This is a genomic window from Brachyspira sp. (genome assembly GCF_029258575.1).
Classification (GTDB): Bacteria; Spirochaetota; Brachyspiria; order Brachyspirales; family Brachyspiraceae; genus Brachyspira.
Map to the genome: position 1 here is coordinate 1 of NZ_JARHYI010000085.1, position 13,615 is coordinate 13,615.

The following is a 13,615-nucleotide window of genomic DNA, read 5'->3' on the forward strand; positions in this document are numbered from 1 at the left end:
ATGGCTGATATATATAGAAAAAATGGCTTAACTGATGCAGCTTATAAATTGTATCAGGAATATATAAAAACATTAGAAAATAAAGAAGATATAGAAAATGCTGAAAGAAAACTTTTACAGTTAGGTCCTGCCAATAATCCAAGTATGTTCACTTCTAATATATTTTTATATAAAAAAGGAAGTTGTTTGTATACAGAATTAAAACCTAGCAATAATTTATATATAATATTATCAGGAAGAGTTGGTATATATAATATTGTCAATGGCAAGCTTATTTTGGAAGATGTATATAAAGAACATTATGTTATTGACGGATATGAACCTAAATCAGAATATAAACCATTATTGACTACTGCTATTGCATTAGAAATTACTTATATGAAAGTAGTTACAAAAGAAGAATTTATAGAAATGCTAATGAAAGATAAACAATTAAGGGGATATCATATAAAAATGATGTCTATGAAAGTTATAAATGTATTATCAAAAATTAAAGCTATTGAAGAAGAAAGAAACATTTTTAAACTATTTATATTTCTATCTGGTATAATAAAAATAGATACATTATTCGACGGGCAAAATACTATAATAATTCCATATAGCATTGATGATATAACAAATTCAATAAAATTATCTAAAGAAAATATACTAGAAAATATAAAAAAAATAAAATCTATAGAACTCATAAAAGATAAATATATAAAAATCATAGATATTAATGATTTTTTTAGCGAGTATCATAAATATCAAAAAAATTATTATTGACATACTATGTAAATGTATTAAAATATTTACAAATAATAGGGGACATTTATGTTAAGTTATAAAACAATCAAATTTGTGAAATCTTCTACAATATTCATAGAAGGACAGGAACCAAAATATACATTTTATATAATAAAAAAAGGAAGTGTAATGGTATACAGCTATTTTGCAGATAATTACACTGTGGAATATAAAGAAGGTGAAATTATAGGTTTATTTAATGCAGTTTTGAATGAACCTTATTTTTCAACTGTAAAATCATTAGAAGATGTAGAAGTAATAGAAATGAATATAAATGAAATAGAAAAAATAGATAATATGAATCTTATAAATAAAATATATGATTATCTTATCATTAATATAGAAAGATGGTTAAAAAGATATTATTATTTTTTGCATAAAGAAAATAGCCCATACTATACTAGTGAAAATAACAAAAACATTATAGATATGTGTCAGATATATTATCAAAATGGTTTTGATGATGCTGCATACAAATTATATCAAGAATACATTGCATTAAATCCTAATGATGAAAACAAAAAAGAAGAACTTAATAATTTATTAAAAAATATTAAACCTATGCCAGAACCTGAAATTATAGAGGGAAACATTTATAAATATAAAAAAGGTTTTTGTTTATATACTGAACTTCAGGGAACAAATAATTTATATATGATAAAATATGGTAAAATAGGAGTGTATAATATATTCAATTCCACACAAGTAACTAGAAGAATTTTATCTGCAGAAAGTGTACTTAATGGATATACTCCAATGTCTAAAAATGATCAATATTTATTTACAACTGCTATAGTATTAGAAGATTCTATTATACAATTAATAAAAAAAGAAGATGCTATGAGTATAGTACAATCTGATAGAACACTTAGATTGTATTTTGTAAAGATGATGAGTATGAGAATTTACAGTACCATTTCAAGAATAAGAGTTTTTAATGCCAATAATATAGTAAGCAAATTTGTAATCATAATAGAAGCATTAATAAAAACAGAATTTCTATTCAAAAGCTTTATGAAAATAAAATTTCAATACAATATAAATGATATCTGCTCTATGATAGGAGTTGAATATAATCAGAATATAGAAAATGAAATATTAAAAATCAAATCATTAGAAATATCATCTGAAGGATATTTAATTATAAATAGTATAGATGAATTTTATAAAGAATATGAAATATATAAACAAAGAAATTCATACAAAATAGAAAATTAAATTATAAAATGAACTAAATATTCAATATTGCCTTTAGCACCTTTTATAGGGGAGATAGTTCTATTAACTTCTTTAAATCCTGTTTCTTTTATTCTTTCAACTGCATTATATAATATTTTTTCTCTAAGAGCATCGTCTTTAATCACGCCTCCTTTTGAAACATCTCCTCTTTCAGCCTCAAATTGCGGTTTTATTAAAGTTACCCAAAATTCTAAATCATTTAACTCTCTAAATATAATAGGAGCTATTTTTGATATTGATATAAAAGAAACATCGCTGACAATCACAGAAGGAATTTCATCATTAAACATTTCTATCTTTATATCTTTGGCATTAAAATCTTCTATTGACACTACCCTATTATCATTACGAAGTTTATAAACTAATTGATTATGTCCTACATCAAGAGCATAAACTTTTTTAGCACCATATTTAAGGAGACAATCTGTAAACCCACCAGTAGAAGCACCTATATCTAAACATATTTTATTTTCTACAGATATTGAAAATTCTGAAAAAGCTTTTTCTAATTTTTCTCCAGCCCTAGATACATACTTTATATTTTGTACAACTTCAATATTATCCGTATCTTTTACTTTTTGAGCCTTTGATGTTACCTTAACTCCATTGATAAAAACACATCCAGCTAATATTATATTCTGTGCCTTAGCACGGCTTTCTGTATAACCGTTACTATGCACATATTCATCTAATCTCATTACAAAATTATTACTCTATTGACATAAAAGATTTTATAATAGAAAGAGAGTTTTTCTCTTTATTTCTTGCATTCACTTTTAAAAGTATTTGTGTATGATTTCCTTCCAATATATTAGAAGTCAAATAAACTGATTCAAAATTCTCAATATATTCATCTCCAATACCATATAATGATAAATTAGGATTCATTTCCAAATATAAAGATAAAGTATTATTTTTGGCTATATCAACTTTATCAGCAGATAATGTAGTAGCAGGAACTTCACCTTTAATTATAGAATCTATAATATTAGAATTATCAGAAATATACAATATAGAATCTTTTATATAACATGAATAAACGCCAGCAGTATATATATTATCTGTAGTATCTTCAGCAAAAGCTTCTAATATTACTTTGAAAGTATTAGTATCAGCTAGAGAAGCAGATATTAATAAAGATGGAAATTCTGATTCGCTGTTATTAGGATCATCCCAAGCGGATACAAATATATCCCCACCAAAAAGTTCTATAAGTTTATATGGATCTATGCCATTCTCTTCTAAAGTTTCAAATTCATCTCTAAATGGAAAATTCTTAATATCTTCAATAATACTCTTCATATGTTTAGATAATTCCTGACTATTGAATGCTAATGATATAAAACCGTAATTTTTTTCTCCATTAACAAAAGAGTATATATTATTAGCTAATTCTTTCTTTAAAGCTGAACTATCATAAGGATAATTTGGAGTATAGCTATCAACTACAATATTAGCCTCTCCAACATTAAAATTCACCTTTGCTGTAATAATTGCATCTTTATATGCTTCTTTTGATATTCCGTCATAACTTCTTCCAAATAAAAATTTAGCGAAATCGGAAGAATCATCGGATAATAAAGATAAATTAGCCCATATATAAATATCATTAGTTTCATTTTCCAATGAAATAAACTTTTCATCTTCTAAAGGAGTATTATTAATAAATACATAATTAGCTATATTAGTTATATCTTCTTTATTAAGTTCTTCATTATACCAATAATTACTTTTTAATTTTAAAGTAATAGAAAATATTTCACTATTCCAAGATATTAAATTATATTCATCTAATGCTAAATATCTATATGCAGCATTTTCAGCAACTGAAATTAATTTATCCTCCTGACTTGCCATCTTTATCATTAATTTATCTAATTCAGTAATATTTTTAACATCAAATATTATAGACATTTGCTGATATCCATTAAAAAATACCACCCTAGAAGTATTATTGAATTCTATATAATCATTTAATTTATTTGTCATTACATCTGCTACAAAAGGATCATCTCTATATTCCAAATACTTATCAGCATACTCCTGCATAAATAAACTATTTAAAACATTTTGTAAATTAATTTCTCCTTTCTCTGCCATATTACTAGCATTAAAAGAAAAAACACTATCAGAATTGTTAGGTATATATTTTTTATCTACTGCATAAATAAAACTGCTTAATGTCAATAATAATGATAACGCTATTAATACTACTCTATTCATTAATAGTCTCCTTGAGTATAAAGTAAGTTATAAAAATATAAGTCTTTTTTATATTATATTAGACTGTAATTAAAAGTCAAGTATTAAAGTCTATAATTATTTACATATATGATTTTATGTTAAAAAATATATAATTTACATTAAAAATTCTTGCAAATTAAATATAAATTATTTATAATCATAAAAATACTTTACTTTCAGGATATTATTATGAGATACTTAATATTGCATGGTCATTTTTATCAGCCTCCAAGAGAAAATCCATTCTTAGGAGAAATACAAAAAGAACCCAGTGCCTCTCCTGCTCATGATTGGAATGAAAGAATAACGAATGAATGTTATAGTCCGAATGCATATTCAAGAATATTAGATGGTTACGGAAGAATAAATGAAATGTCTAATAATTATGAATATATGAGTTTTAATTTCGGACCTACACTTCTTGATTATATAGCAAAAACAAGAAAAGATTTATTAAATCGTATAATAGAAGCTGATAAAAAAAGCATAGAAAGATTGGGATACGGAAATGCAATAGCTCAGGTTTATAATCATATAATACTTCCTTTGGCTAAAAAGGAGGATATGAGAGTTCAAATAAAATGGGGATTATATAATTTTGAAAAATATTTTGGAAGAAAATCAAGCGGAATATGGCTTTCAGAAACTGCAATCAATTTAGATGTAGTTGATGCTTTATATGACTGCGGAGTAAAATTTACTATATTATCTCCTTATCAGGCACATTATGTGAAAAATATCACAACAACAGATGTATCAGGAGGAAAGATAGATACTTCAAAACCGTATTGGCTATATGGACATAATGGTAAAAAAGTTATAGTATTTTTCTATGATCCTTATATATCACAGGCAATAGCATTTGAACATTTGCTTACTTCTTCAGATAAACTTGCTGAAAGAATAAGAAATGCTTTTGGAGATAGAAAACTTGTTAATATAGCAACTGACGGAGAAAGCTACGGACATCATGAAGCATTTGCTGATATGTGTTTAGCTAGATATTTTAAAGAAAATGTCCATTATGACGGCATAACACCTACTAATTATGAACATTATTTAAATATACATCCTCCTATGGAAGAAGTTATACTTCATGAAGGTACAGGAGGAAGAGGAACTTCTTGGAGTTGTTCTCATGGCGTAGAAAGATGGAGAAGCAATTGCGGATGCGGGGGCTGGGACGGATGCGATTTATCTTGGAGAGGTCCTTTAAGAGATGCTTTTGATATTTTAAGAAAAATGCAGGATAAATTATTCAGTACTTTCCTAGAATTTACTGATGAAACTAGAAACTCAATAAGAGAAGAATATGTACGTGCTATATATAATGATTTAGATGCTAAAGATTTATATGAAATATGCAGTAAATATATTTCATTTAAAGAGTTTATATTCTTAATGGAATCTTATAAATATTCATTATTTGCTTACACTTCATGTGGATGGTTCTTTGAAGATGTATCTAGATTGGAGCCTGTAAAAAATATGCAGTATGCAGAACAGTCTTTTCACTATGCAAGATTATTAATAAAAGATAAAAATCTATCATTTGTAGATGAATCTCATAATGAGTTTTTAGAAATGCTTAGTAAATCTATTAGTAATAAACCTGAACATCATAGTGCTAAATATTTCTATGAAAAAGAAGCTAAAGTTGATGTATTTACAAAACTTTATATCATTAACTATTTTGTATTTAATCTTATGGCAAGCTGTTATAAAAGTACAAATATTAATATTTTCAAACATGAAGTAAAATCTTCAAAAATAGAAAATAACTCTATAGAAGGCGTATTAATAGACAATATAGATGCTGATATATATTTCAAAGTTATTACACAAAATGAAAATCATGAATTAAAAAATCAAATACAAGTATCAGAAGACCCTAAAAAATTAAATAAAAGTAAAATTTATACAATGTATTTAAAAGATTTAACTCCAGACATAAGAGATAAATTTGCAGACAGTTTATTTAAAGATGATATAAATAAATTAGATAGTTTGATGCATCAAATATATCCTGAATATAGAAATCTATTTACATATTTTAATATGAATAATATAACACCAGATTACGACTATAGAAGAATAATGGGTGCTATGGCATCTCCAATACTTAGAGAAAAAATCATAGAAAGAGGAAGAGATGCTTATAATGAAGTATCTGAAAATTTAAAAGATGCTAGAAATACTGGAATATTTATATCAAACAGCGGTATATCAAATTTGATTGGAGATAATATAAAAACTGCTTTAAATTCATTATATGAAACAGGAAACGCTTTAATTATATATGATATACTTAAAGATATAAAATTCCTATCAAATAATGATATGCCTATAGATAGAAATACTTTTGAAAATATATTTTATCAAATACTTCAAAAATATAGAAATGCCAATATAAAATTCAATGATAATGAAAAAGAATCATTTAAAGAATTAGGATATTGGTTAAACTTCAATATGGATAATATATAATAATAACTTATTATTCATTGGTATTTATTTCATTTGTATTTCTAATTATTAAGCTACCGTTTATTAAGTTTAATATTACAATGAATGAATTATTGGTGTAGCATTCTATATCTATTCTTAATACTTTACCATCATCTATAGAATTTTTAGCTAATTCTATTTTTCCGTCTTCCTTTTTACCAAAATTATAATTAGTAGTAATATAAAAACCTTCATTTTTCCACAAATAATTAGCGTACTTAACACTATGATTAAGCATATCATTAACATTATTAAAAGTGAATATTTTTATATCCCCTTCTTCTACTTCATCTATTCTAGGACGAATATTTAATCCTGTAACTTTATTTACAGAAGATACAGCATCATTCCTTATATTGTATAATTCATTAAGAGGTTTATCTTTAGAAATAAATAAATATGTTATTAATGATGCAACTAGTATTACAATTATAGTTGGTATTGTTTTTTTCATATTAAATAAAGTCCTATTTATTATAAAAATCTTCTACAATTTCATTTTTATGAATTATATTTGCTATTATTTTATTATCTTTTTTTAACTTTTGTATTCCCCAAATAACATATATAAAGAAAAGTACAAATGAAAATATTGGACCTAAATTATGTTCTATATTAGAAAGCTTTGTTATATACTCTCCTAAAAAATACCCTACTATAAGACAAAGTAAAGGTATTATATATACAAAAAAATTAGTTCCTTTTTTTAATTCATCAACTTCTATTACAACACTATCACCCTTACTTGCATTGATTTTATTAAATGCTCTAAGTACAACAGGTTTTCCAGAATTACATAAAGTACATCCATCACAGCTTGAACTTCTTTGTAATTCAACTTTAGCTATATTATTATTATAAGTTTCTAATACTAATGCAAATTCTCTTTTCATTATAACTCCTTTTATATTATCGTAACTTTTTAAAGTTTTTACAAAATAAAAATATTTCACGGCTTTCATCTCTTGAACTTTTAGGTTTGAAAACATTAACAGATTCAAAATATTCATTAAGCTCTTTTTTAAAATCCTGCAAATCTTTTCCATCAAAAACTTTTATAAAAAAATGTCCACTCTCTTTAAGCACATCTTTAGCCAAATTAAATATGGCTCTGCATAAAGAAATAGAACGGAAATGATTAGTTTCTCTATCTGAAGTAGTATTAGGCATAGCATCACTAACTACAACATCAAATAATGTATCATTGAATATGGAAATATCTATTTCTTTTATATCTCCTAATATAAATGTAAATCTCTGATGTGCAAATGAATTTGGAAGTATATCTACACCAACTACTGAACCACTTTTCAATATTTTGTTAAGCATATACTGACTAAAAGAACCAGGAGAACAGCCTACATCCAATACCCTATCAGAAGATTTTATAAATTTAAATTTATTTTGAGCCTCTTCTAATTTAAAAACACTTCTAGCTTTATAATTTTCTTCTTTTGCTTTTTTAAAATAAAAATCCTGTACCTTCTTCATCTATTATCCAAATATTACAAAATAAAAATTAACTATCATTATAATATAAAATTTAAAATAAAAAAGCAATAGATTATTATCTACTGCTTTATTAATCAAAATAAATATTATAAAAAATTATAATATCCAATCAAGTTTTTCTTCAGTTCTAGTAACACCTACAGGTAAATTCACAAGTTGAGATTTATCAACTAAATTCTCAAGTCTCTTTATACCCACTATATCAATTCTTGACATTGCAGCATATCTTATAGCATCAGGACTAATCATAGCACATGTTATAAGAATGGTATTAGCAATATTAACATTAACAGCATATTCATATAAATGAACAAGTTCTTCATTAAATATAGGGCTATAAGAAGTTCTAAAATAAACTATTTTTTTAGGAGAATGAGGACTATTACTCTCTTTTGCAAAAACTATTAAATATTTTTTATCTGTAGTTTTTAGAGAATAAGGAATAAGTCCTATACTTGAAACAACTTTTAAAGCTTCCTCTATAAATCTATCTCCTTCCAATTTGAAGAATTTCTTAATATTTTCACTATACCTAGAATCTTTATAGCTATTAAGTTTCTCATTAGCATCTTTATAATTAGGGTCTATTACTATTACTCCTTCTAATATTTCCATAGCTTTATTGATATTTCCAACTGTATCATAACATTCAGAAAGAGTATATAATATAGCTAAATTCAATTCCTTATCATAACTTTCATAGCTTATAGCCTTTTCTAAAGTTTTTATAGCTAATTCTATATTTTCTAATTTTATATAACAAAGTCCCATTTCATATAATGACTTCACTGAATATTCTTTATCTTTATATGAATTAGAATAATATCTTATAGCTGTTTTATAATCTTCTCTTCCCTTATAAGCTCTTCCTAAATTATAATTTAATAAAGAATCATCAGGAAATTTTTTAAGTACATCATTCATAGAAGAAATTGCTTCATCGAAATTTCCTATATTTACAAAACAGAAAGCTTTATATTTTATAGCTTCAGAATTATTAGGCTGAATATCCAAAGCTTCATCAAAATATTTTATAGCCATTTCATACTGATTATTATCATAATATATAATACCTATTTCTATAGCAGCTATTAATTTATATTCATCAATTTTAAAAAGAGCTAGATATTGTGATAATGCCTCTTCTTTTCTATCTATATTACTCAATGCTTTAGCCAATGATAAAATAGTATTTGGAGATTTATCACCATCATCTATAGCATGTCTATATTCAACTATAGCAAAAGAATATTCCTCCATATTAGCATAACAGTCGCCTATCATCGTATGTATCTTTGCCCTTTTTATACCAGCTCTATCTTTGGATAAAATATCTTTAAGCTTTAATAGAGCCATATCATTTTTGCCTTCGCTGATAAGTTTATGAACCTTATCTATATCAGAAGTTTTAATTGTTAACTTACTGAATAAGAATTTCTTTACTACCAGTAAAAGTGTAATGAATACACATATAAATACTATAATCGCAATACTATTAATCATATTTACTCTACATTTCAAATTTATACTATATATAAATTCGGAATTATTTTTTATTCTATTAATTTTTTATAAAATAAAATCATTTTCTACTTAATAATCTAACAAATATTTTAAAAATTTCAGCAGCTAAAATCACAATAAATGAAATTCCCACAATTTTTAACCAAGTATTAAAACTTAAAGGAACAGTATTGAAAAATCCTCCTGCAAACTGAGTTACTAATATTTGTAAGATAAATGTAGCACCCATACTTAAAAGCATTAATTTATTATTCAAAAAATATTTAAATACGCTATCATAACCCAATTCTCTGCTATTGAATGAATTAAATATTTGAAACATTACAAACATAACAAATAATACAGTAGCCTGTTGTGCCTCAGCAACCTGAAGTATATTCAATTTGCTTTGAAGCATAAATAATATAATCATAACAGTTGCTGAAAATACTATTTTAAATATCATTCTCTTTGTTACAATACTTGCATTCCTTTTTGTAGGCATTCTTTTCATCAAGTTATCTCTTATAGGCTCAAGTCCCAAAGCTATAGCAGGAGGTCCGTCCATAATAATATTTATCCATAATAACTGTATAGCTGAAAAAGGCGATTTAACTCCTGTTAAAGTTGATATAAGCACAACCACAACAGAAGCTAAATTAACTGTAAGTTGAAATTGTATAAATCTCTGGAAATTATCATATATTCCTCTTCCCCACTGAATAGCTTTAACTATAGTCGCAAAAGAATCATCAAGAAGAACTATATCGCTAGCCTCTTTAGAAACCTCCGTTCCTGTTATACCCATAGCAACACCTACATCAGCATTCTTAATAGCTGGGGCATCATTTATACCATCCCCAGTAACAGCAACTACATTACCAATATCTTTTATAGCATTAACAACACGCATTTTTACTGTAGGAGTACTCCTTGCTATTACAGATATTTTATTTAGATTCTGCTTCAATGTATTATCATCCATAGCATCAATATCTTTTGCCTCAAGCACTATACTGTTTTTATCAAGTATTTTTAACTCTCTAGCTATTGCCCTTGCTGTAACAATATTATCACCTGTAAGCATTTTTATATTTATTCCAGCACTTCTGCATTTATCAACCGCATCATAAACTTCTTTTCTTACTGGATCTGATATAGCAGCAAATCCGTCATATATCATATTACTTTCAAGTTCTTCTCTAATATTTTGCACATTATTGTCAACTTTTTTATGAGCAAAAGCTATAACCCTTTTAGCTTCATCTTGGAATTTTTCTATAGCCTCTTCAATACATTTTTTATCATCATCTTTTATAATACACATAGACATTATTTTTTCAGGGCTTCCCTTAGTAAATACAATAGTTTCATTATCTATTTTTACTACAGTTGTCATATTTTTAGTATCTGATGAAAAAAGATATTCATATATAATTTCTGCTCTCTCCCTTATCTCTTTATAATTAAAGCCAGACTTTTTTGCAGCAACCAATAAAGCACATTCCGTAGGATTTCCTAAAAATTGAACCTGATTATCTTTATAATCAACATCAGCGGTAGAATTAATTGCAAAATTTTTAATGATATTATTATCTTTAATATTTTCAGGTTCTACATATTCGCAATTTATAAATAATTTATTTAATGTCATTTTATTTTCAGTAAGAGTACCTGTTTTATCCGAACAAATAACATTAACACTACCTATAGTTTCACATGCCACCATTTTCTTAACTAATGCATTCTGCTTAGCCATTTTTATGATATTTATAGATAAAGAAACAGCAACTATTGTAGGTAAGCCTTCAGGAACAGATGCAACAATCAAAACTATACTTGTAATAAAAGCCTCTGAAATAGTTTCAAAATTAGCATTGCCTGTTCTTATAAAATTTAAAACTTGAATAACAAAAACTATAACTGCTGCTGTTATACCGAACATAGCTATTCTTTTACCTAATTGAGCAAGTTTCTCCTGCAAAGGTGTAGAAGTTTTCTGAGTTTTTGAAAGCTCTCTTGCTATCTTTCCAAACTCAGTAGTATCTCCTACAGAAGTAACTACCATCTTTCCATTTCCTGTAGTAACAAATGATCCAGAATAAGCCATATTAATTCTTTCAGCAACAGGAGTTTTCTCATCTGTAAGTATAGCTTCTGAATCTTTTTCTACAGGTTCGCTCTCCCCTGTTAAAGCTGATTCATCAATATTTAAAGAAACACTTTCTATAAGTCTTCCATCTGCAGGAAGTTTATTCCCTGTTTCTATAAAGGCAATATCTCCTACAAGCAAATCTTTTTGATTAATTATCTCTATATTTCCATCTCTTATAACTTTTACTCTTATATCTTCATTTATGCTATTTAAAGCTTCAAATGACTTAGCACTTTTACCTTCCATAAATATAGTAATGGTAATGGATAAACTAATAGCAATAAATATACCTAAACATTCAAGAAAATCTGCATCTCCTCCATTAAGATATGTTACTGTATTAACACTAATTGCAATTATACCTGCAAATATAAGCATTAATATCATAGGTTCTTTTAATGATTCTAATATTTTTTGAAATAATGTAGCACCTTTTTCTTTTGTAAAACTGTTTGCACCGTATTTTTCCAAACTTGATTTTCTAGACTCTTCATTCAATCCAATTTTAGGATCTACATTAAGAGTTTTTAAAATATCCTCTTTACTCCCTAAAAAACTATCCATTAATAACCTCTCATTTAATTATTATTTTAATATTAAACATAAAAAAAGACTCATGCATAAATAAACTGCCAAAATACATTATTATTTTGAAAACTTATTTATACTTGAGTCTCATTAATTAAGGCTAGCCAAACTTATAATAAATATAAGCTGCGATTGTTGACTTTGCCGCGTAAGATACGCTAACTACTCCCTCAAGAGTATTTGATTATGTTGCAATTATTATAACAAACAATAAATTAATGTCAAGTTTTTTTATTAATTAAATCTACTTATAAAGTGAATAAATATTATATAGTTTCAATAAAATAAGTATATTATATGTACTTTTAATATACTTATATATCATTTTATAAGAATGTTAGTACAAAAAAATATTTATATCATTATTAAAATAAATTGTTCTGCTGCAATAAAAAAATTCTAAAAATAAAACTTTAGATATAGGTGATTGAGTTTTATAGCTCCTACAGGTAAAACAATAACAGAAGAGATAATAATAGATCCTCAAAGAATAAATAATAAAAAAACATAATAGTGTATATTATTCAAAGTATATTCAATAGCCACTTTAAAAATAATATGCTTACATTTACAATAAAATAGGTGGAACTTCAGTAAAAGAAGAATTGTATTTTTACCAGAACAAATTAATATTAGGAAATACTTTGATAAATGAAAATCTTTAATATGAGATATTAAAAAGATATGATTTTTCAGTACATACAGCATAGTATATAAATCTGCAAATTCTTCTGTAATATTGACATTAAAGCGAAAAAATAAAATTAAATACTTTAGATAGATATGTCAATTATACTCCTGTAATTATCAGAAATACATTGATTATATATCAATACTCATCAAAAAATTCAACAAAAGAACATAAATTTGTATTTAATAATGATAAAAAAAAGCTATTTATCCAAAACAGATAATGGATGTACTGTAGAGTTAATTATTGAAATATTTTAATAAAAATTTGCACGGGAGCCAGAGATATTTCCTTTAAGTATTCCTTATTTTTTTGAAGTATAACATAGGAGTATCATAATTTAAAGCGGAATGTATTCTTTTATGATTCCAAAAATTATTATATTTTAT

The 13,615-nt window shown here is 25.5% G+C and carries 10 protein-coding genes; 3 read left to right on the forward strand and 7 right to left on the reverse strand.

Features of this window, described 5'->3' with window-relative positions; all coding sequences use genetic code 11:
- The coding region (locus tag Q1J76_RS06845) for a cyclic nucleotide-binding domain-containing protein (RefSeq protein WP_300368782.1) at positions 1 to 765 on the forward strand (765 nt) is incomplete at its 5' end.
- A gap of 48 nt (positions 766 to 813) precedes the next feature.
- Positions 814 to 2,004, forward strand: coding sequence for a cyclic nucleotide-binding domain-containing protein (locus Q1J76_RS06850; RefSeq protein ID WP_300368785.1), 1,191 nt, complete (start codon positions 814 to 816; stop codon positions 2,002 to 2,004).
- Here the strand turns inward: Q1J76_RS06850 and Q1J76_RS06855 are convergent.
- Together Q1J76_RS06855 and Q1J76_RS06860 are read right to left on the reverse strand one after the other, a co-directional pair.
- Positions 2,001 to 2,723, reverse strand: a complete 723-nt coding sequence (locus Q1J76_RS06855; RefSeq protein WP_300368788.1) for a TlyA family RNA methyltransferase — start codon at positions 2,721 to 2,723, stop codon at positions 2,001 to 2,003. The genes Q1J76_RS06850 and Q1J76_RS06855 overlap by 4 nt on opposite strands.
- A 10-nt stretch (positions 2,724 to 2,733) precedes the next feature.
- Positions 2,734 to 4,248, reverse strand: a complete 1,515-nt coding sequence (locus tag Q1J76_RS06860) for a DUF4836 domain-containing protein (protein WP_300368791.1) — start codon at positions 4,246 to 4,248, stop codon at positions 2,734 to 2,736.
- A gap of 210 nt (positions 4,249 to 4,458) precedes the next feature.
- On the opposite strand from Q1J76_RS06860, the gene Q1J76_RS06865 reads away from it, so the two are divergent.
- Entirely contained in the window at positions 4,459 to 6,756 is a 2,298-nt protein-coding gene (locus tag Q1J76_RS06865) for a DUF3536 domain-containing protein (protein WP_300368794.1), read from the forward strand.
- Positions 6,757 to 6,766: 10 nt separating this feature from the next.
- Here the strand turns inward: Q1J76_RS06865 and Q1J76_RS06870 are convergent, their stop codons facing one another.
- From Q1J76_RS06870 to Q1J76_RS06890, 5 genes are all read right to left on the reverse strand, one after another.
- Positions 6,767 to 7,231, reverse strand: coding sequence for a hypothetical protein (locus Q1J76_RS06870; protein ID WP_300368797.1), 465 nt, complete (start codon positions 7,229 to 7,231; stop codon positions 6,767 to 6,769).
- Between the two features lie 13 nt (positions 7,232 to 7,244).
- The gene (locus tag Q1J76_RS06875) at positions 7,245 to 7,670 is read right to left on the reverse strand and encodes a SoxR reducing system RseC family protein (protein WP_300368800.1); all 426 of its coding nucleotides are present in this window, start codon (positions 7,668 to 7,670) and stop codon (positions 7,245 to 7,247) included.
- A gap of 16 nt (positions 7,671 to 7,686) precedes the next feature.
- Positions 7,687 to 8,268 carry an SAM-dependent methyltransferase gene (locus Q1J76_RS06880; RefSeq protein ID WP_300368803.1) on the reverse strand — a complete coding sequence of 194 codons (582 nt, stop codon included), beginning with the start codon at positions 8,266 to 8,268 and terminating at the stop codon, positions 7,687 to 7,689.
- Between the two features lie 117 nt (positions 8,269 to 8,385).
- Positions 8,386 to 9,789, reverse strand: a complete 1,404-nt coding sequence (locus tag Q1J76_RS06885) for a tetratricopeptide repeat protein (protein ID WP_300368809.1) — start codon at positions 9,787 to 9,789, stop codon at positions 8,386 to 8,388.
- Between the two features lie 82 nt (positions 9,790 to 9,871).
- Entirely contained in the window at positions 9,872 to 12,511 is a 2,640-nt protein-coding gene (locus tag Q1J76_RS06890; RefSeq protein WP_300368806.1) for a calcium-translocating P-type ATPase, PMCA-type, read from the reverse strand.
- Between the last annotated feature and the right edge of the window lie 1,104 nt (positions 12,512 to 13,615).

Coding starts and splice junctions, on each gene's coding strand:
- Q1J76_RS06850 (WP_300368785.1), top strand. CDS start 814: ATGTTAAGTTATAAAACAATCAAATTTGTGAAATCTTCTACAATATTC.
- Q1J76_RS06855 (WP_300368788.1), bottom strand. CDS start 2,723: ATGAGATTAGATGAATATGTGCATAGTAACGGTTATACAGAAAGCCGT.
- Q1J76_RS06860 (WP_300368791.1), bottom strand. CDS start 4,248: ATGAATAGAGTAGTATTAATAGCGTTATCATTATTATTGACATTAAGC.
- Q1J76_RS06865 (WP_300368794.1), top strand. CDS start 4,459: ATGAGATACTTAATATTGCATGGTCATTTTTATCAGCCTCCAAGAGAA.
- Q1J76_RS06870 (WP_300368797.1), bottom strand. CDS start 7,231: ATGAAAAAAACAATACCAACTATAATTGTAATACTAGTTGCATCATTA.
- Q1J76_RS06875 (WP_300368800.1), bottom strand. CDS start 7,670: ATGAAAAGAGAATTTGCATTAGTATTAGAAACTTATAATAATAATATA.
- Q1J76_RS06880 (WP_300368803.1), bottom strand. CDS start 8,268: ATGAAGAAGGTACAGGATTTTTATTTTAAAAAAGCAAAAGAAGAAAAT.
- Q1J76_RS06890 (WP_300368806.1), bottom strand. CDS start 12,511: ATGGATAGTTTTTTAGGGAGTAAAGAGGATATTTTAAAAACTCTTAAT.